Source organism: Burkholderia ubonensis subsp. mesacidophila (assembly GCF_002097715.1).
Classification (GTDB): domain Bacteria; phylum Pseudomonadota; class Gammaproteobacteria; order Burkholderiales; family Burkholderiaceae; genus Burkholderia; species Burkholderia mesacidophila.
The window spans coordinates 1,117,159-1,140,699 of record NZ_CP020738.1 but is presented as its reverse complement, the minus strand read 5'-3'; the positions used below and the strand labels follow the sequence as shown (position 1 = coordinate 1,140,699).

25 protein-coding genes are annotated in these 23,541 nt (G+C 66.1%); 7 read left to right on the top strand and 18 right to left on the bottom strand.

What is annotated here, in order from left to right; genetic code table 11:
• Nucleotides 1–217: 217 nt before the first annotated feature.
• Nucleotides 218–1,462, top strand: coding sequence for a flagellar hook protein FlgE (gene flgE, locus B7P44_RS22735; RefSeq protein ID WP_084908244.1), 1,245 nt, complete (start codon nt 218–220; stop codon nt 1,460–1,462).
• 107 nt (nt 1,463–1,569) lie between these two features.
• Here flgE and asd read toward each other — a convergent pair whose 3' ends face one another.
• The 7 genes from asd to B7P44_RS22700 all read right to left on the bottom strand — a co-directional run bounded on the left by asd (nt 1,570) and on the right by B7P44_RS22700 (nt 8,248).
• Nucleotides 1,570–2,691 (bottom strand): aspartate-semialdehyde dehydrogenase, encoded by a 1,122-nt coding sequence (gene asd, locus B7P44_RS22730; protein WP_084908243.1) that lies wholly within the window; start codon nt 2,689–2,691, stop codon nt 1,570–1,572.
• An 82-nt stretch (nt 2,692–2,773) separates the two neighbouring features.
• Nucleotides 2,774–2,893 (bottom strand): 3-isopropylmalate dehydrogenase, encoded by a 120-nt coding sequence (locus B7P44_RS37575; RefSeq protein WP_084908242.1) that lies wholly within the window; start codon nt 2,891–2,893, stop codon nt 2,774–2,776.
• 91 nt (nt 2,894–2,984) lie between these two features.
• On the bottom strand, nt 2,985–4,058 hold the full coding sequence (gene leuB / locus B7P44_RS22720) for a 3-isopropylmalate dehydrogenase (protein WP_084908241.1): 1,074 nt from the start codon (nt 4,056–4,058) through the stop codon (nt 2,985–2,987).
• A gap of 74 nt (nt 4,059–4,132) precedes the next feature.
• The gene (leuD, locus tag B7P44_RS22715; protein WP_084908240.1) at nt 4,133–4,783 is read right to left on the bottom strand and encodes a 3-isopropylmalate dehydratase small subunit; all 651 of its coding nucleotides are present in this window, start codon (nt 4,781–4,783) and stop codon (nt 4,133–4,135) included.
• 11 nt (nt 4,784–4,794) lie between these two features.
• Nucleotides 4,795–6,204, bottom strand: coding sequence for a 3-isopropylmalate dehydratase large subunit (gene leuC, locus B7P44_RS22710; RefSeq protein WP_084908239.1), 1,410 nt, complete (start codon nt 6,202–6,204; stop codon nt 4,795–4,797).
• Nucleotides 6,205–6,454: 250 nt separating this feature from the next.
• On the bottom strand, nt 6,455–6,853 hold the full coding sequence (locus B7P44_RS22705; protein WP_084908238.1) for a DUF4440 domain-containing protein: 399 nt from the start codon (nt 6,851–6,853) through the stop codon (nt 6,455–6,457).
• A 9-nt stretch (nt 6,854–6,862) separates the two neighbouring features.
• Nucleotides 6,863–8,248 carry an MFS transporter gene (locus B7P44_RS22700; RefSeq protein ID WP_084908237.1) on the bottom strand — a complete coding sequence of 462 codons (1,386 nt, stop codon included), beginning with the start codon at nt 8,246–8,248 and terminating at the stop codon, nt 6,863–6,865.
• 170 nt (nt 8,249–8,418) lie between these two features.
• On the opposite strand from B7P44_RS22700, the gene B7P44_RS22695 reads away from it, so the two are divergent.
• Nucleotides 8,419–9,333 (top strand): LysR family transcriptional regulator, encoded by a 915-nt coding sequence (locus B7P44_RS22695; RefSeq protein ID WP_084908236.1) that lies wholly within the window; start codon nt 8,419–8,421, stop codon nt 9,331–9,333.
• Between the two features lie 374 nt (nt 9,334–9,707).
• Here B7P44_RS22695 and B7P44_RS22690 read toward each other — a convergent pair whose 3' ends face one another.
• A complete protein-coding gene (locus B7P44_RS22690; RefSeq protein ID WP_084908235.1) occupies nt 9,708–10,172 on the bottom strand; it encodes an Lrp/AsnC family transcriptional regulator in 465 nt (154 codons plus the stop codon).
• 99 nt (nt 10,173–10,271) lie between these two features.
• Nucleotides 10,272–11,030, bottom strand: a complete 759-nt coding sequence (locus B7P44_RS22685; protein ID WP_084909973.1) for a dimethylarginine dimethylaminohydrolase family protein — start codon at nt 11,028–11,030, stop codon at nt 10,272–10,274.
• Here B7P44_RS22685 and B7P44_RS36595 point away from each other — a divergent pair.
• The 3 genes from B7P44_RS36595 (at nt 11,020) to B7P44_RS22675 (ending at nt 13,316) form a co-directional block, all read left to right on the top strand.
• Entirely contained in the window at nt 11,020–11,295 is a 276-nt protein-coding gene (locus tag B7P44_RS36595; RefSeq protein WP_157721092.1) for a hypothetical protein, read from the top strand. The genes B7P44_RS22685 and B7P44_RS36595 overlap by 11 nt on opposite strands.
• A 165-nt stretch (nt 11,296–11,460) precedes the next feature.
• Nucleotides 11,461–11,877, top strand: coding sequence for a hypothetical protein (locus B7P44_RS22680; protein WP_133117872.1), 417 nt, complete (start codon nt 11,461–11,463; stop codon nt 11,875–11,877).
• Nucleotides 11,874–13,316 carry a hypothetical protein gene (locus tag B7P44_RS22675; RefSeq protein ID WP_084908233.1) on the top strand — a complete coding sequence of 481 codons (1,443 nt, stop codon included), beginning with the start codon at nt 11,874–11,876 and terminating at the stop codon, nt 13,314–13,316. Before B7P44_RS22680 ends, B7P44_RS22675 begins: the two co-directional genes overlap by 4 nt.
• Before the next feature lie 61 nt (nt 13,317–13,377).
• Here B7P44_RS22675 and B7P44_RS22670 read toward each other — a convergent pair whose 3' ends face one another.
• Nucleotides 13,378–14,622, bottom strand: coding sequence for a DUF1479 domain-containing protein (locus B7P44_RS22670; RefSeq protein ID WP_084908232.1), 1,245 nt, complete (start codon nt 14,620–14,622; stop codon nt 13,378–13,380).
• Between the two features lie 107 nt (nt 14,623–14,729).
• Nucleotides 14,730–15,119 (bottom strand): VOC family protein, encoded by a 390-nt coding sequence (locus tag B7P44_RS22665; protein ID WP_084909971.1) that lies wholly within the window; start codon nt 15,117–15,119, stop codon nt 14,730–14,732.
• A 73-nt stretch (nt 15,120–15,192) separates the two neighbouring features.
• Here B7P44_RS22665 and B7P44_RS22660 point away from each other — a divergent pair, with 73 nt between their 5' ends.
• The gene (locus tag B7P44_RS22660) at nt 15,193–16,164 is read left to right on the top strand and encodes a helix-turn-helix domain-containing protein (RefSeq protein WP_084909972.1); all 972 of its coding nucleotides are present in this window, start codon (nt 15,193–15,195) and stop codon (nt 16,162–16,164) included.
• Between the two features lie 90 nt (nt 16,165–16,254).
• On the opposite strand, the gene gltA is transcribed toward B7P44_RS22660, so the two are convergent.
• The 7 genes from gltA to B7P44_RS22625 form a co-directional block, all read right to left on the bottom strand.
• On the bottom strand, nt 16,255–17,556 hold the full coding sequence (gltA, locus tag B7P44_RS22655) for a citrate synthase (protein WP_084908231.1): 1,302 nt from the start codon (nt 17,554–17,556) through the stop codon (nt 16,255–16,257).
• A 54-nt stretch (nt 17,557–17,610) separates the two neighbouring features.
• Nucleotides 17,611–17,883: an FAD assembly factor SdhE gene (locus tag B7P44_RS22650; protein ID WP_084908230.1), complete on the bottom strand. Its 273-nt coding sequence runs from the start codon at nt 17,881–17,883 to the stop codon at nt 17,611–17,613.
• Between the two features lies 1 nt (nt 17,884).
• Entirely contained in the window at nt 17,885–18,586 is a 702-nt protein-coding gene (locus B7P44_RS22645) for a succinate dehydrogenase iron-sulfur subunit (protein ID WP_017330018.1), read from the bottom strand.
• 21 nt (nt 18,587–18,607) lie between these two features.
• Complete coding sequence (gene sdhA, locus B7P44_RS22640) at nt 18,608–20,383, bottom strand: succinate dehydrogenase flavoprotein subunit (protein ID WP_084908229.1); 1,776 nt, start codon at nt 20,381–20,383, stop codon at nt 18,608–18,610.
• 3 nt (nt 20,384–20,386) lie between these two features.
• Nucleotides 20,387–20,755 carry a succinate dehydrogenase, hydrophobic membrane anchor protein gene (gene sdhD, locus B7P44_RS22635; protein ID WP_006399546.1) on the bottom strand — a complete coding sequence of 123 codons (369 nt, stop codon included), beginning with the start codon at nt 20,753–20,755 and terminating at the stop codon, nt 20,387–20,389.
• A gap of 4 nt (nt 20,756–20,759) precedes the next feature.
• A complete protein-coding gene (sdhC, locus tag B7P44_RS22630; RefSeq protein WP_084908228.1) occupies nt 20,760–21,176 on the bottom strand; it encodes a succinate dehydrogenase, cytochrome b556 subunit in 417 nt (138 codons plus the stop codon).
• Between the two features lie 178 nt (nt 21,177–21,354).
• Complete coding sequence (locus B7P44_RS22625; RefSeq protein ID WP_193834301.1) at nt 21,355–22,158, bottom strand: GntR family transcriptional regulator; 804 nt, start codon at nt 22,156–22,158, stop codon at nt 21,355–21,357.
• Between the two features lie 298 nt (nt 22,159–22,456).
• On the opposite strand from B7P44_RS22625, the gene B7P44_RS22620 reads away from it, so the two are divergent.
• Entirely contained in the window at nt 22,457–23,440 is a 984-nt protein-coding gene (locus B7P44_RS22620; RefSeq protein WP_059566007.1) for a malate dehydrogenase, read from the top strand.
• Nucleotides 23,441–23,541: the final 101 nt, after the last annotated feature.

Sequence of the window (23,541 nt, the reverse complement as noted above, 5' to 3'; positions counted from 1 at the left end):
CCCATTCTCTAAAAAATTACCTTTCGTTTGCAATTCAGCCACATTACACAAATTTGCACAAATTCGAGAGCGATCGCCATTACGATCAACTTCAAATAAGAATCAGCGCAATTCGGCCATTGCGATCGGCCGGACTGACGCGACGAGATTTCAGGGAGAGTTTTACCGCGCAGTCGCACGACTGCATTCATTTACCAGCTCGTTACGGGGACCGAACATGGGCTATCAGCAGGGCTTAAGCGGGTTGGCCGGGGCGTCGAACAATCTCGACGTGATCGGCAACAACATCGCGAACGCGAACACGGTCGGCTTCAAGCAAAGCCGCGCGCACTTCTCCGACATGTACGCGAACTCGGTCGCGACGTCGGTCAACACCCAGATCGGCATCGGCTCGGGGCTCGCGTCGGTGGACCAGCAGTTCGGCCAGGGCACGATCAATACGACCGGCAACGCGCTCGACGTCGCGATCAACGGCAACGGCTTCTTCCAGATGTCGAACGACGGCGTGGTCACGTATTCGCGCGACGGCACGTTCCATCGCGACAAGAACGGCTTCATCGTCGACTCGCACGGCCGCAACCTGATGGGCTATAACGCGACCGCGGGCGGCGTGATCAACACCGCGGCGACCGTGCCGATGCAGGCGCCGACCACCAACCTCGCGCCGACCGTGACGACCAAGATCACCGGCCAGTTCAACCTGAACTCGCAGGACAAGGTGCCGGCCAAGACACCGTTCTCCGCGACGGACGACACGACGTACAACTACTCGACGTCGATCCAGGTGTACGACACGCTCGGCGGTGCGCAGCAGGTCGACATGTATTTCGTGAAGAGCGCGACGGCCGGCCAGTGGGAAGCGTACGCGGGCGTGAAGGGCCAGCCGACGACCGACCTCGGCAAGGTGACGTTCAGCCCGACGGGCCAGATCCTGAGCACGACCACCCCGGGCGGCGTGGGGACCCCGTCGCTCGGCAAGTTCCCGTTCTCGATCACGACCAGCGACGGCTCCACGACGCCGCAGAACCTGACGCTCGACCTGACCGGCACGACCCAGTACGGCGGCAAGGACGGCGTGACCAACCTCGCGCAGGACGGCTTCGCGAGCGGCACGCTGACGACCTTCACGATTGGCGCCGACGGCAAGCTGAGCGGCAACTACTCGAACGGCAAGAGCGCGGTGCTCGGCCAGATCGCGCTCGCGAACTTCAACAACCCGAACGGCCTCGTGAACCTCGGCGGCAACCAGTACGCGGAGTCCTCCGCGTCGGGCGTGCCGCAGATCTCCGCGCCGGGCAGCACGAACCATGGCGTGCTGCAGGGCAGCGCGCTGGAAAACTCGAACGTCGACCTGACGGTCCAGCTCGTGAACCTGATCACCGCGCAGCGCAATTACCAGGCGAACGCGCAGACGATCAAGACGCAGCAGGCTGTCGACCAGGCGGTGCTGAACATGCGCTGACGCGCACATGAAAAACGCGCCGCGCCGGACCGAGACATCGTCACGGCCGGCGCGGCGCGTTTGTTGCGTGGACCATCCGGCCCGCGGGCCGGATGCCCCTGTCGGGCTTACTTGTCGAGCAGGATGCGCAGCATGCGGCGCAGCGGCTCGGCCGCGCCCCACAGCAGCTGGTCGCCGACGGTGAACGCCGACAGGTATTCGCCGCCCATCGCGAGCTTGCGCAGGCGGCCGACCGGCACCGACAGCGTGCCCGTGATCTTCGCCGGCGACAGGTCGCGCATCGACGCGTCGCGCTCGTTCGGCACGACCTTCACCCAGTCGTTCGCCGACGCGAGGATGTCGTTGATCTCGTCGAGCGGCACGTCCTTGTTCAGCTTGATCGTCAGCGCCTGCGAGTGGCAGCGCATCGCGCCGATCCGCACGCACAGACCGTCGACCGGAATCGAGCCCGGCTCGCCCATCGCCGGCTTGCCGAGAATCTTGTTGGTTTCCGCGCCGCCCTTCCACTCTTCCTTCGACATCCCGTTGCCGAGATCCTTGTCGATCCACGGAATCAGCGAGCCCGCGAGCGGCACGCCGAAGTGGCTCGTCGGCATCGCGTCGCTGTTCATCGCAGCCAGCACGCGGCGGTCGATGTCGAGGATCGCCGACGCCGGGTCGGCGAGTTGTGCCTGCACCGCGCCGTTCAGCGCGCCCATCTGCGACAGCAGCTCGCGCATGTTCTGCGCGCCCGCGCCCGATGCGGCCTGGTAGGTCATCGCCGTCATCCAGTCGACGAGGTTCTCGCGGAACAGGCCGCCGAGCGCCATCAGCATCAGGCTGACCGTGCAGTTGCCGCCGATGAAGTTCTTCGTGCCCTTGACGAGCGCGTCCTTGATCACGTCGAGGTTGACCGGGTCGAGGACGATGACCGCGTCGTCCTTCATCCGCAGCGACGACGCCGCGTCGATCCAGTAGCCGTTCCAGCCGGCCGCGCGCAGCTTCGGGAACACGTCGTTCGTGTAGTCGCCGCCCTGGCACGTGATGATGACGTCGCACTTCTTCAGCTCGTCGACGTTGGTCGCGTCTTTGAGCGTAGTCTCGTTTTTCGCGAACGACGGCGCCTTGCCGCCCGAGTTGCTGGTGCTGAAAAACACCGGTTCGATCAGGTCGAAATCGCCCTCTTCCTGCATGCGCTGCATCAGGACGCTGCCGACCATGCCGCGCCAACCTACGAGACCTACGTTCATGACTAACCCTTTGAATGGAGCTTCCCCGCCATTTCCGCCCCCGGCGTGACCGCGCGGGGAAACAGGCGGGCACGACGGACGATCAGCGTTTAATGATCGTTTTCGTGGTGATGGTTTTCGTGATGACGATGGCGCGCGTAACCGCACGGGCAGTGTTGCCGTGGGGTTTCAGGACCGGGGAGATCAGGGAAATCAGCGCCATCGCACGAGTCTACACAAACCTGTCTGGCCGCACAACGGCCAATCGGGCGCGAACGGGGCCGTTCGATCCGGCCCCGTTCGCGCTTCCTGCTTCAGTCCTGCAGCGCCGCGATCACCGCGTCGCCCATCGCAACCGTGCCGACCGGCCGGCAGCCCGGCGTCGCGATGTCGCCGGTGCGGTAGCCCTGCTCGAGCACCTTTTTCACCGCGCGCTCGATGCGATCGGCCTGCTCCGCGCGGTTCAGCGAGTAGCGCAGCAGCATCGCGGCCGACAGGATCGTCGCGAGCGGGTTCGCGATGCCCTTGCCCGCGATGTCGGGCGCCGAGCCGTGCGACGGCTCGTACAGGCCCTTGTTGTTTTTGTCGAGCGACGCCGACGGCAGCATGCCGATCGAGCCGGTCAGCATCGACGCCTCGTCGGACAGGATGTCGCCGAACATGTTGCCGGTCACGACCACGTCGAACTGCTTCGGCGCCTTCGCGAGCTGCATCGCCGCGTTGTCGACGTACATGTGCGACAGTTCGACGTCCGCGTACTCCTTCGACACGTCGATCATGATGTCGCGCCAGAACTGCGACGTTTCGAGCACGTTCGACTTGTCGACCGAGGTCAGTTTCTTCTGGCGCTTCTGCGCAGCCTGGAACGCGACGTGCGCGATGCGGCGCACTTCCGGCTCCGAATAGCGCATCGTGTCGAAGCCCTCGCGCGCACCGGCGAACGGGCCGTCGGGCGCAGCGCGCACGCCGCGCGGCTGGCCGAAGTAGATGTCGCCGTTCAGCTCGCGCACGATCAGGATGTCGAGGCCCGCGACCAGTTCGGCTTTGAGCGGCGACGCATCGACGAGCTGCGGATAGCAGATCGCCGGGCGGAAGTTCGCGAACAGCTCGAGATGCTTGCGCAGGCCGAGGATCGCCTGCTCGGGGCGCAGCGCGCGCTCGAGCGAGTCGTACTTCCAGTCGCCGACCGCGCCGAACAGGATCGCGTCCGCTTCCTTCGCGAGCTTGAGCGTCGCGTCCGGCAGCGGATGGCCGCTCGCCTCGTAGCCCGCGCCGCCGACCGGCGCTTCCTCGAGCTCGAACGTCTCGCCGAGTGCGTTCAGCACCTTCACCGCTTCCTTGACGATTTCCGGACCGATGCCGTCGCCGGGCAGCACTGCAATCTTCATGCGTTATTCCTGACTGGGTAGGTTGTATATGCGGAGCGGCGCACGCGCGGCGCGCGCCCGCCCGAAGGATGACGTCAGCCGACCAGCTTGTTGTTGAGCCACGGCTGCTTCGCGAGCCGCTCGGCTTCGAACTGGCGGATCTTGTCCGCGTGACGCAGCGTGAGGCCGATGTCGTCGAAACCGTTCAGCAGGCAGTACTTGCGGAACGCGGCGACGTCGAATGCATATTCGCTGCCGTCCGGCGCGCGCACGACCTGCGCGTCGAGGTCCACCGTCAGCTGGTAGCCGTTGAACGCGACCGTTTCGTTGAACAGGTGATCGACCTGCTGCTCGGTCAGCACGATCGGCAGCAGGCCGTTCTTGAAGCAGTTGTTGTAGAAGATGTCCGCGAAGCTCGGCGCGATGATCGCGCGGAAGCCGTACTGCTGCAGCGCCCACGGCGCATGCTCGCGCGAGCTGCCGCAGCCGAAGTTCTTGCGCGCGAGCAGGATCGACGCGCCCTGGTAACGCGGCTGGTTCAGCACGAAGTCCGGGTTCAGCGGACGCTTCGAGTTGTCCTGGCCCGGCTCGCCGTGGTCGAGGTAACGCCATTCGTCGAACGCGTTCGGGCCGAAGCCGGTGCGCTTGATCGACTTCAGGAACTGCTTCGGGATGATCGCGTCCGTGTCGACGTTCTCGCGATCGAGCGGCGCCACGACGCCGGTATGCACAGTGAATTTTTCCATGATCCGTCTCGTTACCCCAGCTTGCGAATGTCGACGAAGTGGCCTTCGATCGCCGCCGCCGCCGCCATCGCGGGGCTGACGAGGTGCGTGCGGCCGCCCGCGCCCTGCCGGCCTTCGAAGTTGCGGTTCGACGTCGACGCGCAGCGCTCGCCCGGCTCGAGACGGTCGGCGTTCATCGCGAGGCACATCGAGCAGCCCGGCTCACGCCATTCGAAGCCGGCGTCCGTGAACACCTTGTCGAGCCCTTCGTGCTCGGCCTGCGCCTTCACGAGGCCCGAGCCCGGCACGACCATCGCGAGCCGTACGTTCGGCGCGACGCGGCGGCCGAGCTTCTTCACGACGTATGCGGCCGCGCGGATGTCCTCGATGCGCGCGTTCGTGCACGAGCCGATGAAGATCTTGTCGACCTTGATCGCCTCGATCGGCGTGTTCGGCTCGAGCGCCATGTAGGCCAGCGCGCGCTCCATCGCGTCGCGCTTGACCGGGTCCTTCTCGCGTTCCGGATCGGGCACGCGGCTGTCGATCGACGTGACCATTTCCGGCGACGTGCCCCACGTGACCTGCGGGACGATCTCGGCCGCGTTCAGCTCGACGACGCGGTCGAACTGCGCGCCGTCATCCGACGTGAACTGGCGCCAGTACTCGACGGCCTGGTCCCATTCCGCGCCGGTCGGCACGAACGGACGGCCCTTCAGGTAGTCGATCGTCGTAGCGTCGACGGCGACCATGCCGGCGCGCGCGCCCGCTTCGATCGCCATGTTGCAGACCGTCATCCGGCCTTCCATCGTCAGCGCGCGGATCGTCGAGCCGCCGAATTCGATCGCGTAGCCGGTGCCGCCCGCGGTGCCGATCTTGCCGATGATCGCGAGCACGATGTCCTTCGCAGTGCAGCCGCGCGGCAGCGAGCCCTCGACCTTCACCAGCATGTTCTTGCTCTTCTTCTGCAACAGCGTCTGCGTCGCGAGCACGTGCTCGACTTCCGACGTGCCGATGCCGTGCGCGAGCGCGCCGAACGCGCCGTGCGTCGACGTGTGCGAGTCGCCGCACACGATCGTCATGCCGGGCAGCGTCGCGCCCTGCTCCGGGCCGATGATGTGCACGATGCCCTGGCGCAGGTCGTTCATCTTGAACTGCGTGATGCCGAACGCGTCGCAGTTCGCGTCGAGCGTGTCGACCTGCAGCTTCGAGACCGGATCGGCGATGCCGTGGCTGCGGTCCGTCGTCGGCACGTTGTGATCCGACACGGCCAGGTTCGCGCTGATGCGCCACACCGGGCGGTGCGCGATCTTCAGCCCTTCGAACGCCTGCGGGCTCGTGACTTCATGCAGCAACTGACGGTCGATGTAGAGCAATGCCGTGCCGTCGTCTTCGGTGTGGACTACGTGGGTATTCCACAATTTGTCGTAGAGAGTCTGTGCCATGGGTATGCGGGGTCGTTGTGACTTACAAGCCTTGCGGATGCGGTCGATTATGCCACGCAGATCGCGCTCCGGCGCACACCGTATGAGAAAAAACCCAATAAAAACAGCAGCTTGGCTGGTAGTGGCAATACCTGTATCAGCATTACCCGGTTCGCGTTGCCCGCGGCCGGGCCGCGCGCCCCGCGAAAAAAGACGGCGCGGCAAGCCTGCTCGCGCCGTCGCAACCGGTCGATGCCCGCTCGCGTCCGCTTCACCCCGCGACCGGCGTTTCCTGCAGATGCCGCCACACGATGCGCCCGCCCGCGTCGCGTCCGAACACGGCCGTCGAACGACGGACCGTGCGCCGCCCCTCACCGTCCGTCTGCGTCTCGCGGTAGCCGATCACGGCGAAATCGCGCGACGTGTGAATGTCGGTCAACGCGTCGATCTCGATCCGCAAGCCGGGACGCGCGCCGTGGCCCCGCGCGAACAGCGCCTCGACACCCGCGTGATCGAGCAGCGTCCCCGTCAGCGCAACCATCGAAAACGCCGGCGAGAAACGGGCGAGCAGCGACCGGAGCCTGCCCGGTTCGGCATCGCCCGACAGCCAGCACTCGATGTCGACGTGCGCGTCGACGACTTCCTGGAAAAAGGGATTCGACAGATTCATGACATGACCTCAGGATCGTTGGGAAACCGGTTGCGCGACCGTCGCGGGACGTGCTGCAAGCCGCGCGACGAGCCATAGCGGGATCAACGTCAGCCCTGCCGCGAGCGCGAAGCTCTGCCGGTAAGGCAGCAGCGCCGGGCCACCCGCGTCGAGCGACAGCAGCCCGTTGAACGCGCTGCCGAGCACCGCGACGCCGACACAGAAGCTCAGTTGCCGGTTCAGGTTCCATAGCGCGCTCGCGTCGCCCATGCGCTCCGCCGGCACGTCGACGAACGCCGCGCTCTGCGCGGTGCTCGTGCACAGGCTGGCGCCGAACCCCATCGCGGCGAACGCGGCCACGCGCCCCGCTTCGAGCGCGGCAAGCGGCGTCGCGAGCAGCACGATGCCCGCGCAGTCCACCGCGATGCCGGCGACGAACAGCGGCTTCGCGCCCCAGCGCGGCAAGCCCCGGCGCGTCGTCGCGATGGCCGCGAACGACGCGATCGCCCACGGCGCCATCAGCGCGCCCGCATGCGTGGCGCTCAGTCCGAGGCCGTTTTGCAGATACAGCGCGGCGACGAGGTTGACGCCCGCGAATACCCCCGGCACGCACAGATAGATGACGACGCCGACGCGCAGCAGCGGCTGCGCAAGCAGGCCGAGATCGAGCAACGGCGCGGCGGCACGGCGCGCGTGCATCACGTAGCCGATTCCGGCGGCGAGCGCGGCCGCGAGCGTCGGCATCGCGAGCCGGCCCGCGCCGGGCTGGCCGGCGAAGGTCAGGCCGAACAGCAGCGCGACGAGCGCCACGGCGCTTAGGGCGAAGCCCGGCCAGTCGAGCGGCTCGGGCCGCGCGCGCACGCCGTCGGGCGGCAGCCACGCGAACGCGAGGCCGCAGGTCGCGGCGGCGAGCGGCAGCATGCCGGCGAAGATCGCCCGCCACGACACCCGGTCGACGACGATGCCGCCGAGCGCCGGCGACAGCGCGGGCACGAGCAGCGCGACCATCATCACGACCGACGTCAGATGCGCGCGCGCGTGCGGCGGGTACGCGCGATACGCCATCGCCTGCCCGACCGGAATCAGCAGCCCGCCGCCGAGCCCCTGGACCAGGCGCCACGCGAGCAGCGCGCCGATCGACGCGGACAGCGCGACGCCGAGGCTCGCGCATCCGAACAACAGCAGCGACGCCGACAGCACCCGCCGTTCGCCGAACCGGCGCGCGAGCCATGCGCCGAGCGGGATCACGACGGTCAGGCCGAGCACGTACGCATTGCCGACCCAGGCGAGCTGCGCAACCGACGCGCGCAGTTCGCGCTGCAGCGCCGGATACGCGGCGTTGAGCATGAACATGTTGGCGAGATCGATCGCAAAGCCGAGCAGATAGACGGCGGCGATCCTGGAGCGGTCGGACATGTCGGCGGAACTCGAACGAAACGCCGCAGTGTAAGGTCCGAAGGCCACGCGGATAAGGCCGGCGACGCGAACGGTCCGGTCGAAAAATTTTGACAATCCGCGCGCGCCACCGCGCATTCCCGGTACCCTTCGATCCGGATAACGTATTTCGCACGGAGATCGACACAACCATGGTGAGCCTGGATCGCTTCGCCGTCTTCCGCGCCGTGGTCGAAGCGGGCTCGTTCACGGCCGCCGCGGCCGCGCTGAACCAGGCGCGCGCGGCCGTCAGCTTCAACATCAAGCAGCTCGAAGCCGAACTGGGCGTGACGCTCCTCACGCGCACGACCCGCCGGGTCGAACTGACCGACGCGGGCGAACGCTTCTACACGCGCTGCCTGCGCGTGCTCGACGAAGCCGAAGGCGCGATCGACGACGCGCGCGGCGAGCACGGCGGCATGCACGGCAGCCTGCGGGTGGCGTCGACGGTCGAATATGCGTCGATGGTCGTCGCGCCTGCGCTGCACGCGTTCACGCAACAGCATCCCGCGCTGCGGGTGCGGCTCGAGACGCATACGTCACCGGTCGATCTGGTGCGCGACCGCTTCGATGTCGCGATCCGGCTCGGACGCGCGGAGCAGTTCGCGGACCTGCCGTATCGCGGCGTGTGTCTCGGCAGCTACGACGTCCGGCCGGTCGCGTCCCCCGCGCTGCTCGCGACGGCCGGCGCGGCGCGCATCGATACGCCCGATGCGCTCGCCCGCCTGCCCCAGCTCGGGCACAGCCAGCTCGAGCGTGTCGCCGCGTGGCCCCTCGTGGGCCGCGACGGCAGCGAGCACGTGTTCCGGCCGAGCGCGAAGCCGCGGCTCGTCGTGGACAACGCGTCGGTGCTGCGCGAGCTGGCCCGGCAAGGCAGCGGCGTCGCGCTGCTGCCGGAATGGCTCGCGCGCGACGATCTCGCGCGCGGCGTGCTGGTCGATGCGCTGCCGGGCTACCGGTTTCCGCAGCAAAGCGTGTACGCGCTGTACGTGTCGACGCGGCACGTGCCGCAGAAAGTGCGCGCGTGGGTCGATTTCATGAAGGCGTACCTGAAGAAAGCGCACTGACGCGGCGGTGTCGGGACGACCCGACATCCTGCGTCAGGTCAACGCTTCACCCCGTGCGCACCGGACGCCGCGTCGACCGCTTCGACGGACCGGTTCAGCCACAGGCCGATCTCCATGCCCTCGTAGCGCACCAGCCGGCTCTTGCAGAATCGCCGATAGCCCCACCAGATCGCGACGAACAGCGGAAAGGCGGCGTTTCAGCGTCATCGTCGACGGCGCGGCCGCCACTTCTGTCGCTTGCAATGCATCCATGTCGTTCACCCTGGGAAGATCCGATTTTTTTATTCGGGATGCAAATTAACTGGCCTGCCTTTTTGCGTCGGCTGCTTGCGGATCCGGATTCGAAGCGGTGCGCGGCGACACGCCCCTCGGCGTTACACGCCGCTGCGCTTGATTACCTGCAGCTCCGCCGTCGTGACGATCTTCTCGATCCTGAAGCGCTTGCTCTCGAGCCATGCGTTCGCGATCCGTCGATACTCGTCGAGATCCTCGCAAGCAAGCCGCACGAGAAAATCGAACGTGCCGCTGACGAGCCAGCAGTCGAGCACCGCCGGGTTCGTGCGCATCTCCTCCTCGAACGGCGTCTGCGAGCGCCCGTGATCGGCGAGCACGATCTGCGCGAGCACGACGATCGACTTCTTGTCGCGCGGCGCGTGGATCACCGCGCGGTAGCCCGCGATGATCCCCAGCGCCTCGAGCCGCTCCACGCGAGCCTGGCATGGCCGCGGCGTCAGGTTCACGCGCTCCGACAGCTGCCGGTACGAGATTCGTCCGTCATTGCGCAGGATGTCGAGGATCCGGAGATCGATCTTGTCGAGCTGCATCTTCTTGTCGGGCATCCGCGTTCGCTCCGGTCGGGTGATGGCTGGCGCGCGCCGCCGCTCCGGCTTCGCACGCGCGCCCCATTATCCGGCCGAACCGGACCGCCTGCCATCCGGTCAGAACCGCAGCGACAGGCAGGTCAGGCCGCCGTCCATCTTGCGGAACTCGCTCGTGTCGATCACGTGCAGCGGCAGGCCCAGCGGTTCGAGGCTGGCATGCACGCGCGGATAGCCGGCCGGCGTGATCAGCGCGTCGTTCACGCGCAGCGTGTTGCCCGCGTACTCGTCGGCCGGCGCGACCACGATCCTGCGGAACCCCACGAACGCGGCATGCCCGGCCAGCGCCTCGTTCACGAGCAGTGTGTCGTCGCCGACGCAGTTGACGGCCGACTTCAAGTGCAGCCCCTCGCCGACCGGCACCGCGACGACCGTATAGCCATACGGCGCGACCAGCGACGCGAATGCCGCGATGCCGTCGGCGTCGGTACGGCCCGTCAGCCCGATATGGAAGCGCTTGCCGACCAGCATCACGTCGCCGCCGTCGAGACGGCCGTCGCGCATCGGCAGCAGGTCGCGATGCGCGGCGAGCGGCGCTTCGATGTGGTCGATTTCGCCGCGCCGCGCGGGCGCACCGGGACGCGTGACAACCGCGAATTCCGGCGTGACCACGGCGACATCTTCGACGAAGTGCGCATCGGGAAACGCGTCGAGCGGCGGCAGCTCGACGAGCGCGACGCCGAGCTTGCGCAGCGTGTCGCAGTACGCGTGGAACTGCGTCAGCGTCCTGTCGTAATCGGGTGCGCCGAGCTGCGCGGTCGTGAGGCCGGCGGCGCAGGATGCGGCCGGGCGGCGAACGATGGCTTGCGTGAACTGCATCGACTCCTCCTTGGTCATGAGCCGCGGCCGGCGCGAAGCGCCGCGCTGCCGCCCTGTGTTCCGGATCATTATCGGGAGTCAAAATAGGCCGGTTGCGTCGATTTCCGCTGCGCGGACAGCCGATTGCGTCGAATTGATACAGGCTCACAGCCGATTCGGCGGTACGCTGCGCGCGCCCGGAATCGCGACCGGCGCCGCATGCAACCACGCGCCGATTCGCCCGATTGCCGATCCGGATTTCGATCTTTTTCGTCGATTGTTTTAACGGTTGAATCGCGACGCGAAACACCCGGAATACCAATTGCCGCGCATGTCATTCGTCTTCAGAATATCGATCGCTGCACCGGACGATTCAAACCATACCAACCGCGCGCCGTAGCGCTTCGGAACAAAGAGACCTCCAGTGGCATCCGACAACCTGACCCTCAGCTTGCTGCGCGTGCTGCGCTATCGCACGCCTGCCGGCATCCCGTTCGACGAGCTTGTCCATCTTGCTTACTCGAACCTGCCCTCACGATCGCGAGACGGTGACGAGCCGTCGGTGCGCACACAAATAATGCGCCTGCGCCATGCCCGCATGATCCTCGACGAGCTGATGGGGCTCGGCATCGTCGTCGAGCGCGGGGAAAACGGCCTGCTGGCACTGGCCGCGTCCATTCCCGACGAGCGGATCGACGGCGGGAACGGCAACCGTCCGCCGCCCGGCAATGACGCCGGCGCGGGCGACGGCGACGGCGACGACGGCGGCAGCGGTCTGGGGCAAGTGCTCGCGCATCCGATCCTGTTCGCATATTCCGACGAGGATTTCGATCAGGCGCTCGACAACGCACTGGAGCGATTCGAATGACCAAGGTGATCAATTCGCTGTCGATGCTGTCGCTCAAGTGTGCGTACAGGACGTTCGACCTGTCTTCCGGCCTGGGCCACGTCAGCATTCGCGATCAGATCGTGCGCGCGAAGCTGCTGATTCGCGACCTGCACCAATCCGAACTCGCCCCCAAGCGGATCCTGATCATCGGCGCGGGCGTCGCCGGCGTATGCGCGGCGGTCGAGGCATCGCGGTCCGACATCGAGGCGCTCTGCATCGACACCAATTCGCGACCGTTCGAACTGCAACACAAGACGTCGCATCGCTACGTCGGCCCGTACATGTACGAGTGGCCCGCGAACATCTGCCGCCCGCAGGATTTCCCGCCCAAGGACTGGCCTCACGACGAGATTCCGTGGGCAGCATTCGCGAGCATGATGGGCTGGGAAAGCGCCGAGCCGCTTAAATCCAGCGACCTGGCCGACCGGCTGACGAGGTGGCTCGAATGGTGGCTCGGCAACGGGGCGACCGAGTTGCGCGGCGGCCCGCCGCGGTTCCTGATGAAGGTCGATCCCGCCCACGTCCGGACCTGGGTCAAGCAATTCGTATCGACCCGGAGCCCGCTTCCACTGGACCTGGACGGCATCGAATGGCCCGGCACGGCCACGCGCCATGTGAAGGACTTCGTCCCGGATTTCGTGATCCTCGCGGCCGGCATGGGCACCGAACGGACCGCGCTCAACAAGAACGTGAAGGGCCTGCCGTTCTGGAAGGATGACGAGTTCAGAGCGCCGAAAACCGCCAATCACGACGTAGGCGTGTTCGGGGCGGGCGATGGCGCGCTGCAGGATTTCCTGCGCGCGCTGACGCGCTACGATCATCCGCTCCAGTTCATCGACGAACTCAATGCGGATCCGGTCATTCATGCGGCCTTCGAGGCGCAGCATGAATATCTGATGCTGGTCGAACACCAGAACAGGATGATGGCGGCCTGGACGCACGGCGGCGAATATCTCGCCGAACTGGATCGCCGTTGCTTCCGCGTGGCCGATGCGCTGTCGAAACAGTACGCGGTGCGCCGCGCCGTCGCGCGAGGTTTGCGAAAGGGTTCGGGCAGCGTCAGCCTGTATTGCCGGGAAAGCCACTTCACCAAGGCCTACCTGCTGAATCGCTTCCTGGTCTACCTGATCTCCCGTTCGCAGCGAAACGGCTCAGACGAATTCGACGAATGCATGGGGTTCTCGATCAATTTCGAACACGAGGTGAAGCATGCGTTGCGCTCGGGGGGAAAGTACCTGATCGACATCGAGCATCGCAACGAGACGGCGCGGTACGACTTCGACCAGATCGCCGTCCGGCACGGCGTCAACCAGGACACGACCGCCGTCAAGCAGATGCTCGGGCTGAAGAATGCCGCGCTCGCCACGAGAACGACGCTGAGCCAGTTGCCGCTGCCGTTGTTCTGCGACAGGAACTGAGTTCCTCGGCCCCGGCGCGACGCGTCGGGGCCGCCGTCGCCCACCGCCGGTCGCCCGGGCCTCACCGGCCAAACCCCATCTGCAGGCGGCCCAACGGCGTCAGATCCCCCTCCCCGCCGCGCCCGTCGAACCCGACCTCGAAGTGATCAGCCGGAAAATCCGGCGGGCTTTCGCCGCGCAGGAACGCCGGCCACTGCCGCCGCAGATACGCGTCGTTCTTCGCGCATCCCGGCGCGGCGGCGATATACATCACGTTGCTGTCGCCGCTGCCGCGATGCGCATCCTCGACCGCGTGCACGACGTCGCCATGCCAGAACACCGCATCGCCCGGCTCCATGTGCGGAATCGGCACCAGCGCGTCGAGCAGCAGCGCGTGCCATTCGGGCAGGATCGAGAGCGCGAGGCCGGGGCGCGCGCCGCACAGGTCGTCATCGGCCACGTCGTCCTGCAGCGCGCGCAGCACGACATAAGCCATCGCGTTCGCGACCGGAATGAGCTGCAGCGTGCCGTCGCCGGGCCCCTGCGGGGTCAGCGCGGTCCAGCCCTGGAACGTGCGGAACATCGAGCACACGGCCGGCGACGGAATCTCCTCGACATCCGGGCGGAACGCCGCATCGAACGGGTCGTACGCGCGCCAGTTGCCGGCCAGCACGTGACGGTAGACCTGCCGGAAGTTCGCGCCGAGCCAGCGCTCGACGGAACCGCCGTCGACGTGCGGCGACAGCCCGAGCGACGTCGAGCCGGGCGGCCGGCGGCGAATCCGGTCCGCATAGGCCGGCACCTGCTCCGGATCGACGTGCGCGCGTGTGCCGTCCGCATGACGCCACAGCCGGTTCAGGAACACCCGCGCCTGCGTGAGCGCCGGCGACTGGCGCGCGGCCACCTGCGGTTTCGACCAGTAGACGCCGTAGATCTGCGGCTTGCCGGACGCGAGGTTGCCGAAGTAGCGGTCTTCGGCACGCGCGTGCAGCCGGTCCGCCAGGCGATTCGCGTCGAGATAGGCGCCGATCTCGTCGTTCCAGTCGCGTGCCTGCTGCGCGTCGAACACGCCGCGGATCACGCATGCGCCGCGCGCGCGGATCGCGTCGATCGCGTGCGGATCGACCCTCCCGTTCGCGATGTGCGCGAACGGCAGCACCGGAATCACGTCGTCGCCGTGCGCGTGCGCGCGGCGAATCGCATCGACCTGCCGCGCGATGTCGCCCTCCAGTGCGCGAAACGCGGTTGCATGGCCGGGCAGATCCGCGCGCAGCGTGAGTTTCGCGGCGCGAATCGCGGCCGGCAGATCGTCGATCGTCAGTGGCATCGTTGTCTCCGTTCTTCTGGTCGGGATGTGACGCCAGCTTAGGGCCGCCCCATCCCGCCGCTTGCCGCGATCCGGTCAACTATCGATACAATCCTGACAACCGGACATCACGCCGGCCGGTGGCAGACCACGCAGAGCTTGTTGCCGTCGGGATCGCGGAAGTACGCGCCGTAATAGTCGGGGTGATAGTGCGGGCGCAGGCCCGGCGACCCTTCGCAGGCGCCGCCGTGCTGCAGCGCAAGCGCGTGACAGCGATCGACGAGCTCGCGCGTGGCGGCGACGAATGCGATCGTCTGGCCGTTGCCCGGCGCAGGCGGGCCACCGTCGAGGGGCCGGCCGAAGAAGAACAGCGGACGGTCGGCGTCGGCCGGCATCCAGCCGCTCCAGCCGTCCGGTTCGCGGAATTTCAGCCGCAAGCCGAGCGCGTCGAACAGCGGCGCATAGAAATCGTAGGCGCGCGCCAAATCGCTGACGCCCACGCAAACGTGTGAAAACATCGGCTTCGCTCCGTCGTGACGATCCCGCACGATCATGCCACGGCGCGACGCATGCCGTCGCCCGGAGGTTGCGATGAAACCGCAATACGAGCACGTGACGTTCGCGCCCGGCTGTTCGATCCGGGTCTATCACCGCAAGCTCGCGCGCATCCCGTTCGAATGGCATCGCCATCCGGAGTACGAACTGACGCTGACGCTCAACAGCCGCGGCAAACGCTTCATCGGCGACCACATCGCGAGCTATGCGGACGACGATCTCGTGCTCGTGCCGCCGAACCTGCCGCACACGTGGTCGTCGAACGGGCGCATCGATCCGGACGCGCCGCAGGTCGCGCTGGTGGTCTGGTTCGACGGCGACTGGGTGCGGCGGCTCGTCGATTGCTGCCCCGAATACGCGCCGCTGCCATCGCTGCTGCGGCGCGCGGCGCCGGGCCTGCGCTTCGGCGTCGACGCGGCCCGCGCGATGCGGGCCCGGCTGCCTCGGTTGCTCGATCCGTCGCCGCGCGAACGACTCGCCGCGACGCTCGACACGCTCTCCGAGCTGGCCGAAGCCGGCGGCGAACCGCTCGCGACCGCGCACGCGTACGACCGGCCCGACGAACGCATGCCCGCTTCCGACGCGCCAGAAGCCGAACGCCTCGACCGCGTGCTCGACGTGATCGACCGGCGCTTCCACGAGCCGCTGCGCGTCGACGCGCTCGCCGCCGTCGCGCACATGTCCGAGCGCACGCTGCAGCGGCTGTTCGTCCGGCATCTCGGCGAAAGCGTCGGCCGCTACGTGCAGCGCCTGCGGATCGCGCATGCATGCCGGCACCTCGTCGGCACCGATTGGCCGATCGCGACCGTCGCCGCGCGTTGCGGGATTCCGAACGCCGCGAACTTCAACCGGCAGTTCCTTGCCGCCCGCGGAATGACGCCCGGCGCGTACCGGCAGTTCTTCCTGCGTCACGGCCATCCGCCAGCGGACGACGCGCCTGCGGATCTCGCCACGCGCCCGCCGTCGCTGGAGCGCGCGGCCACGACGGCAACCACGCCACGCAAATGAAAACACCCCGGCGGGCAAACCCACCGGGGTGTCTTGGCATGGCGATCGCCCGACGCGAACGGCCTGCCGGCCATCCGCGCCGCACACGGCTTAGCGTGCGCTGATCGGGCTCGCTTCGCGCGGCGTGTCGCCGATGAACAGCTGACGCGGACGGCCGATCTTCTGCTCCGGATCCGCAATCATTTCGTTCCACTGCGCGATCCAGCCGATCGTACGCGCCATCGCGAAGATGCACGTGAACATCGACGTCGGGATGCCCAGCGCGCGCTGGACGATGCCCGAGTAAAAGTCGACGTTCGGGTACAGCTTGCGCGACACGAAGTACTCGTCTTCCAGCGCGATCTTCTCGAGCTGCATCGCGAGCTTGAACAGCGGGTCGTCGTGCAGGCCCAGCTCGTTCAGCACTTCGTAGCACGTTTCGCGCATCAGCTTCGCGCGCGGATCGTAGTTCTTGTACACGCGGTGACCGAAGCCCATCAGCTTCACGCCCGAGTTCTTGTCCTTCACCTGCTTGATGAACTCGGGGATGTTGTCCGGCGAGCCGATCTGCTCGAGCATGTTCAGCGCGGCTTCGTTCGCACCGCCGTGCGCCGGGCCCCACAGACATGCGATACCGGCCGCGATACACGCGAACGGGTTCGCGCCCGACGAACCGGCCAGACGGACCGTCGACGTCGACGCGTTCTGCTCGTGGTCGGCGTGCAGGATCAGGATGCGGTCGAGCGCGCGGACGAGCACGTCGTTGACCTGGTATTCCTCGCACGGGTTCGCGAACATCATGCGCATGAAGTTCGCGCTGTACGACAGATCGTTCTGCGGATACACGAACGGCTGGCCGATGCTGTACTTGTACGCCATCGCGACGAGTGTCGGCAGCTTCGCGATCATGCGGATCGCCGACACTTCACGGTGACGCGGGTCGTTGATGTCGAGCGAGTCGTGGTAGAACGCCGACAGCGCGCCGACTGCGGCGACCAGGATCGCCATCGGGTGCGCGTCGCGACGGAAACCGCGGAAGAAGAACTGCATCTGCTCGTGGACCATCGTGTGCTTCGTGACGGTCGCGACGAATTCCTTCTTCTGCGCTTCGTTCGGCAGTTCGCCCTTCAGCAGCAGGTAGCAGGTCTCGAGGAAGTCGGCGTTCTGCGCGAGGTTGTCGATCGGATAGCCGCGATACAGCAGCTCGCCCTTGTCGCCGTCGATATACGTGATCGCGGAATTGCAGGATGCCGTCGACATGAAGCCGGGGTCGTACGTGAACTTGCCGGTCTGGCCGTACAGCTTGCGGATGTCGATCACGTCCGGGCCCATCGTACCCTTGTAGATCGGCAGTTCAACGCTCGGCGAGTTGTCGCTGAACGATAGCGTGGCTTTTACATCAGACGGAGTCATGGCACATCCTCAATCGAAATATAGAAACGGGATTCGATAACGGGCGCAACGCGGTTAGACGTTGCGCAGCATCTCCAACAGCCGGTGTACTTCCGGGCTGTCAAGGTCGCCTTCTGGTTCCTTGCGCGCGAGGAGCAAGTCCATCAGGTCGTTGTCGCTCAGATCGAGCAGGCGCGTCAGCGCGCCTACGTCTGCATCGGTGAGGTCATGCTCGTATCGGCTGAAGAAGCGATCGAAGATCAGATCGTTCTCCAGCAGACCCCGCCGCGCGCGCCAGCGGAGGCGCGCGCGGCGGTGCGGGTCGGCTTGATGCGCGGTGTCGCTCATCTCAAACCGCACGGCGGACCATCAGTTCCTTGATCTTGCCGATCGCCTTCGTCGGATTGAGGCCCTTCGGGCACACGTCGACGCAGTTCATGATCGTATGGCAACGGAACAGACGATACGGATCTTCAAGGTTGTCGAGACGCTCGCCGGTCGCCGTGTCGCGGCTGTCCGCGATGAAGCGGTAAGCCTGCAGCAGGCCGGCCGGGCCGACGAACTTGTCCGGGTTCCACCAGAAGCTCGGGCACGACGTCGAGCAGCTCGCGCACAGAATGCACTCGTACACGCCGTCGAGCTCGTCACGTTCCTGCGGCGACTGCAGGCGCTCCTTCTCGGGCGGCGGCGCGTCGTTGATCAGGTACGGCTTGATCGAGTGGTACTGGTTGAAGAAGTGCGTCATGTCGACGATCAGGTCGCGCACGACGGGCAGGCCCGGCAGCGGGCGCAGCACGATCTTCTGCGGCAGGTCGTTCAGGTTCGTCAGGCACGCGAGGCCGTTCTTGCCGTTGATGTTCATCGCGTCCGAACCGCACACGCCTTCGCGGCACGAACGGCGGAACGACAGCGTCTCGTCGACGGCCTTCAGCTTGACCAGTGCGTCCAGCAGCATGCGCTCGTGCTGGAGATCCAGCTCGTACGTCTGCATGCGCGGCGCTGCGTCCTTGTCCGGATCGTAGCGGTAGATTTCAAAAATGCGTTTTGCCATTTCAGATTCCTTAGACTCGGCTTAGAACGTGCGCGGCTTCGGCGGCACGGAGTCGACCGTCAGCGGCTTCATTTGTACCGGCTTGTAGTCGAGGCGATCGCCTTCGCTGTACCACAGCGTGTGGCGCAGCCAGTTCTCGTCGTCACGGTGTTCGTAGTCGCTGTGCGCGTGCGCACCGCGGCTTTCCTTGCGGGCTTCCGCCGACACCATCGTCGCGCGTGCGACCTCGATCAGGTTCTCCAGCTCGAGCGCTTCGACGCGCGCGGTGTTGAACACCTTCGACTTGTCCTTCAGGTGGATGTTGGCAACCCGCTCCTTCAGGCCGGCCATCTCTTCGACGCCTTCCTTCAGCAGCGCCGACGTGCGGAACACGCCTGCGTGCTTCTGCATCGTCGAACGGATGTCGTTCGCCACGTCCTGCGTGTATTCGCCCGACGACGACTTCTCGAGCTTGTTCAGGCGCTCGAGCGCGCGGTCGGCCGCATCGGCCGGCAGCGGCTTGTGATCGCGCTGGTTCTTCACATGCTCGACGATGTGGTTGCCCGCCGCGCGGCCGAACACCACGAGGTCGAGCAGCGAGTTCGTGCCGAGGCGGTTCGCGCCGTGCACGGACACGCACGAGCATTCGCCCACTGCGTAGAAGCCGTTGATCGGCTCCTTGTGATCGCGCGACGTGCCGACGACCTGACCGTGGATGTTGGTCGGGATGCCGCCCATCTGGTAGTGGATCGTCGGGACGACCGGAATCGGTTCCTTGATCGCATCGACGTTCGCGAACTTCAGCGCGATTTCGCGGATCGACGGCAGACGCTTCATGATCGTCTCGGCGCCGATGTGCGACAGGTCGAGCAGCACGTGGTCCTTGTTCGGACCGACGCCACGGCCTTCCTTGATTTCCTGGTCCATCGAGCGGGACACGAAGTCGCGCGGCGCCAGGTCCTTCAGCGTCGGCGCATAGCGCTCCATGAAGCGCTCGCCGTTCGCGTTGCGCAGGATGCCGCCTTCGCCGCGCACGCCTTCCGTGATCAGCACGCCCGCGCCGGCCACGCCGGTCGGGTGGAACTGCCAGAACTCCATGTCCTGCAGCGCGATGCCCGAGCGGGCCGCCATGCCGAGGCCGTCGCCGGTGTTGATGAACGCGTTGGTCGACGCCGCGAAGATCCGGCCTGCGCCGCCCGTCGCGAACAGCGTGGTCTTGCCTTCGAGGATGTAGACGTCGCCCGTTTCCATTTCGAGGGCCGTCACGCCGAGCACGTCGCCTTCCGCGTCGCGGATCAGGTCGAGCGCCATCCATTCGACGAAGAACTGCGTCTTCGCCGCGACGTTCTGCTGGTACAGCGTGTGCAGCAGCGCGTGACCGGTACGGTCGGCGGCCGCGCAGGCGCGCTGGACCGGCTTCTCGCCGTAGTTCGCGGTGTGGCCGCCGAACGGGCGCTGGTAGATCGTGCCGTCCGCGTTGCGGTCGAACGGCATGCCGAAGTGCTCGAGTTCGTACACGACGTTCGGCGCTTCACGGCACATGAACTCGATCGCGTCCTGGTCGCCGAGCCAGTCGGAGCCCTTGATCGTGTCGTAGAAGTGATAGTGCCAGTTGTCTTCGCTCATGTTGCCGAGCGATGCGCCGATCCCGCCCTGTGCGGCGACCGTGTGCGAACGCGTCGGGAACACCTTCGACAGCACGCAGACCGACAGGCCCGCGCGCGACAGTTGCAGCGCCGCACGCAAGCCGGAGCCGCCCGCGCCGACGATCACCACGTCGAACTTGCGACGCGGGAGGGAAGTTTTGATTGCAGCCATTCTTTACACTCTCCAGAGAATCTGCGCGGCGTAGCCCGCACATGCGAGCAGCCAGACGATGGTCAGCGATTGCAGCAGCAGGCGCACACCGACGGGCTTCACGTAGTCCATCCAGATGTCGCGCACGCCGACCCACGCGTGGTAGAAGAGGGAAAGCAGCGTCACGAAGGTCGCGAGCTTCATCCATTGCGCGGAGAAGATCGACGCCCAGCCTTCGTACGAGAAATCGTGCGCGCCGAAGAACAGCACCAGCAGGATGACCGTGTAGACGGCCATGATCGTGGCCGTGACGCGTTGCGCGAGCCAGTCGCGCAGGCCGTAGTGCGCGCCGACGACGAGGCGCTTCGAGCCGATTCGGTTGTTGGCTGCCATTTTCTTAGAATGCTCCGAACAGTTTGAGGGCCATGGCGATCGTCAGCGCGATCGAGACGACAAAGACGACGACTGCCGTCCGCTTGCCGCTTTCCTTCGTGACGGCGTCGTGATTGACGTCCATCAGCAGGTGGCGAATGCCGGCGCAGAAATGGTGGAAGAACGCCCAGGACAACGCGAGGACGATCAGCTTGACGACGATGTTGGAGAGGAAGGCCTTGAAGACTTCGAAGCTGAGCTCGGAGGTGAGACTCTGGTCGAAGAGGAACAGCAGGAACGGCAGGAACAGGAACAGCAGCGCGCCGCTGACTCGATGGAGGATCGACAATATCGCCGCCAGCGGCATGCGATATTTCATCGTGATATCGCCGAATCCGATGTTCCGGTATTCCGGCCTCGGCTTTCTTACTGCGTCAGTCATGCTAGACCCCTACTTATGTTGTGACACTAATCCGCGATTTTAGCGCCTTTTCATATCGCGCTGCAGCGAAAACCTGCTCAGAAGCGTTACGCAAACGCGAACAAAGGCGGCCCGAAACGTGCTTCGCGGACAGTGTGGGGAGCGCGAATGCACGGGACACGAGCCGATACCCGCATCGTCAGCTCAAGTCGTTCTGATAGTAATACCCGGTTGTGACATACCAGCCGCGTCGCACTTCCACCGGCCGGTCACCATATGTATAGGACACGCGCTCGACCGATAGCAACGGGAAACCGGGCGGCACGTGCAGCAGGTCGGCCACCGCCGGCTCCGCCGCCACCGCGCGGATCTTCTCCGACGCACGGATCATGCGGGTGCCGAACTCCGTCTCGAACATCGCGTAGAGCGGCCCCTTGTACTCGCTGAGCCGCTCGAACGTGAGACCGCGGAACATCGCGCCCGGCAGCCAGATCTCGTCCAGCACCGTCGTCTCGCTGTCGAACTCGAGCAGGCGGCGCACCTGCACCACCGGATCGGCCGGCTTCAGGTCGAGCTGGCGGGCGATCTCGGCCGGCGCTCGCGTGCGCCGGCACTCGAGCAGGCGGCTCACGTGCGGGTGCTCCGCGCCGTCGTCGGCCAAAAGGCGCAGGAACCGGAATTGCGCGCGATCTTCATTGTGCGTCGCAACAAACGTACCCTTGCCCTGCCGGCGAACCACGAGGTTTTCGGCAGCCAGCTCGTCGATCGCCTTGCGCACGGTGCCCTGGCTGACCTTGTAGCGGCCGGCGAGCTCCACTTCGCTCGGAATGATCTCGCCCGGCTTCCATTCGCCCGACTCGAGACTCTGCGTGATCAATGCCTTGATCTGCTGGTATAAAGGGCTGAACGTCGGCGACGGCGAAGGCGCGACCTCGCCCGCGCCCGGCTGCCCTGGGCCGCCTGCGCCGGTCGGATTCGCGTTGTTCGCCTGGTTCGATGTCATGGCGCGCATTTCATCACAAACCGCGCTTTTCCGTCCACTCAAATTCCGCAAAACATCTGTCTTATATAAGACATATGATACCGTTTGACTTTGCGCCTTTCGGCTCCTAAACTCCGGGGCGAGCAAGGGTTCGCGGGTGGCAAAGCGCGTCCCCGGCCACGTGCCTCGGCCCGTCTCCAGGTCCACCGCGCATGCAACCGCGAGTCCTCCGCCCTGCTTCAAAGCAACGCTTCGCGTAACGCGCATAGAATGGCGTTTTCCGGAGCGTCCCACGCTTCACCCGTCCTGGAGATTTTCAATGGCTAAGCCCGCAAAGCGCGTTGCCGTCACCGGCGCCGCAGGTCAAATCGCTTACTCGCTGCTGTTCCGTATCGCGAACGGCGACCTGCTCGGCAAGGACCAGCCGGTCATCCTGCAACTGCTCGACCTCCCGCAAGCCCAAGCCGCCGTCAAAGGCGTCGTGATGGAACTGGACGATTGCGCGTTCCCGCTGCTCGCGGGCGTCGTGATCACGGACGACCCGAAAGTCGCATTCAAGGACGCCGACGTCGCACTGCTGGTCGGCGCCCGTCCGCGCTCGAAGGGCATGGAGCGCAAGGACCTGCTGTCGGCGAACGCCGAGATCTTCACGGTCCAGGGCGCTGCGCTGAACGAAGTCGCAAGCCGCGACGTGAAGGTGCTGGTCGTCGGCAACCCGGCCAACACGAACGCGTACATCGCGATGAAGTCGGCGCCGGACCTGCCGAAGAAGAACTTCACGGCAATGCTGCGCCTCGACCACAACCGCGCGCTGTCGCAGCTCGCGGCCAAGTCGGGCAAGCCGGTCGCGTCGATCGAGAAGCTCGCGGTGTGGGGCAACCACTCGCCGACGATGTACCCGGACTTCCGCTTCGCGACCGCCGAAGGCGAATCGCTGCTGAAGCTGATCAACGACGACGTCTGGAACCGCGACACGTTCATCCCGACCGTCGGCAAGCGCGGCGCGGCGATCATCGAAGCGCGCGGCCTGTCGTCGGCGGCGTCGGCGGCCAACGCGGCGATCGACCACGTGCGTGACTGGGTGCTCGGCACGAACGGCAAGTGGGTCACGATGGGCATTCCGTCGGACGGCTCGTACGGCATCCCCGAAGACATCATCTACGGCGTGCCGGTCGTGTGCGAAAACGGCGAGTACAAGCGCATCGAAGGCCTGGAAATCGATGCGTTCTCGCGCGAGAAGATGGACGGCACGCTGGCCGAGCTGCTCGAAGAGCGTGACGGCGTCGCCCACCTGCTGAAGTAAGGCGCCGGCCGAGCCGCCCGCGGGCGGGCTCGGCTGCGGCGCGGGCCGGCGGCATGCCGCCGGCCCGCTGCGCCCCCGATCCGATCCGGATGCGTTTTGCC

Bases quoted from the DNA above. Each gene is read 5' to 3' on its own strand.
- B7P44_RS22670 (WP_084908232.1), bottom strand. From the start codon at position 14,622: ATGCCACTGACGATCGACGATCTGCCGGCCGCGATTCGCGCCGCGAAA.
- sdhD (WP_006399546.1), bottom strand. From the start codon at position 20,755: ATGGCAGCCAACAACCGAATCGGCTCGAAGCGCCTCGTCGTCGGCGCG.
- B7P44_RS22665 (WP_084909971.1), bottom strand. From the start codon at position 15,119: ATGTTTTCACACGTTTGCGTGGGCGTCAGCGATTTGGCGCGCGCCTAC.
- B7P44_RS22675 (WP_084908233.1), top strand. From the start codon at position 11,874: ATGACCAAGGTGATCAATTCGCTGTCGATGCTGTCGCTCAAGTGTGCG.
- B7P44_RS22620 (WP_059566007.1), top strand. From the start codon at position 22,457: ATGGCTAAGCCCGCAAAGCGCGTTGCCGTCACCGGCGCCGCAGGTCAA.
- leuD (WP_084908240.1), bottom strand. From the start codon at position 4,783: ATGGAAAAATTCACTGTGCATACCGGCGTCGTGGCGCCGCTCGATCGC.
- sdhC (WP_084908228.1), bottom strand. From the start codon at position 21,176: ATGACTGACGCAGTAAGAAAGCCGAGGCCGGAATACCGGAACATCGGA.
- B7P44_RS22625 (WP_193834301.1), bottom strand. From the start codon at position 22,158: ATGACATCGAACCAGGCGAACAACGCGAATCCGACCGGCGCAGGCGGC.
- asd (WP_084908243.1), bottom strand. From the start codon at position 2,691: ATGAACGTAGGTCTCGTAGGTTGGCGCGGCATGGTCGGCAGCGTCCTG.
- B7P44_RS37575 (WP_084908242.1), bottom strand. From the start codon at position 2,893: ATGGCGCTGATTTCCCTGATCTCCCCGGTCCTGAAACCCCACGGCAAC.
- B7P44_RS22700 (WP_084908237.1), bottom strand. From the start codon at position 8,248: ATGTCCGACCGCTCCAGGATCGCCGCCGTCTATCTGCTCGGCTTTGCG.
- B7P44_RS22690 (WP_084908235.1), bottom strand. From the start codon at position 10,172: ATGCCCGACAAGAAGATGCAGCTCGACAAGATCGATCTCCGGATCCTC.
- B7P44_RS22660 (WP_084909972.1), top strand. From the start codon at position 15,193: ATGAAACCGCAATACGAGCACGTGACGTTCGCGCCCGGCTGTTCGATC.
- B7P44_RS22650 (WP_084908230.1), bottom strand. From the start codon at position 17,883: ATGAGCGACACCGCGCATCAAGCCGACCCGCACCGCCGCGCGCGCCTC.
- B7P44_RS22705 (WP_084908238.1), bottom strand. From the start codon at position 6,853: ATGAATCTGTCGAATCCCTTTTTCCAGGAAGTCGTCGACGCGCACGTC.
- gltA (WP_084908231.1), bottom strand. From the start codon at position 17,556: ATGACTCCGTCTGATGTAAAAGCCACGCTATCGTTCAGCGACAACTCG.
- sdhA (WP_084908229.1), bottom strand. From the start codon at position 20,383: ATGGCTGCAATCAAAACTTCCCTCCCGCGTCGCAAGTTCGACGTGGTG.
- B7P44_RS22645 (WP_017330018.1), bottom strand. From the start codon at position 18,586: ATGGCAAAACGCATTTTTGAAATCTACCGCTACGATCCGGACAAGGAC.
- leuB (WP_084908241.1), bottom strand. From the start codon at position 4,058: ATGAAGATTGCAGTGCTGCCCGGCGACGGCATCGGTCCGGAAATCGTC.
- B7P44_RS22685 (WP_084909973.1), bottom strand. From the start codon at position 11,030: ATGCAGTTCACGCAAGCCATCGTTCGCCGCCCGGCCGCATCCTGCGCC.
- leuC (WP_084908239.1), bottom strand. From the start codon at position 6,204: ATGGCACAGACTCTCTACGACAAATTGTGGAATACCCACGTAGTCCAC.
- flgE (WP_084908244.1), top strand. From the start codon at position 218: ATGGGCTATCAGCAGGGCTTAAGCGGGTTGGCCGGGGCGTCGAACAAT.
- B7P44_RS22695 (WP_084908236.1), top strand. From the start codon at position 8,419: ATGGTGAGCCTGGATCGCTTCGCCGTCTTCCGCGCCGTGGTCGAAGCG.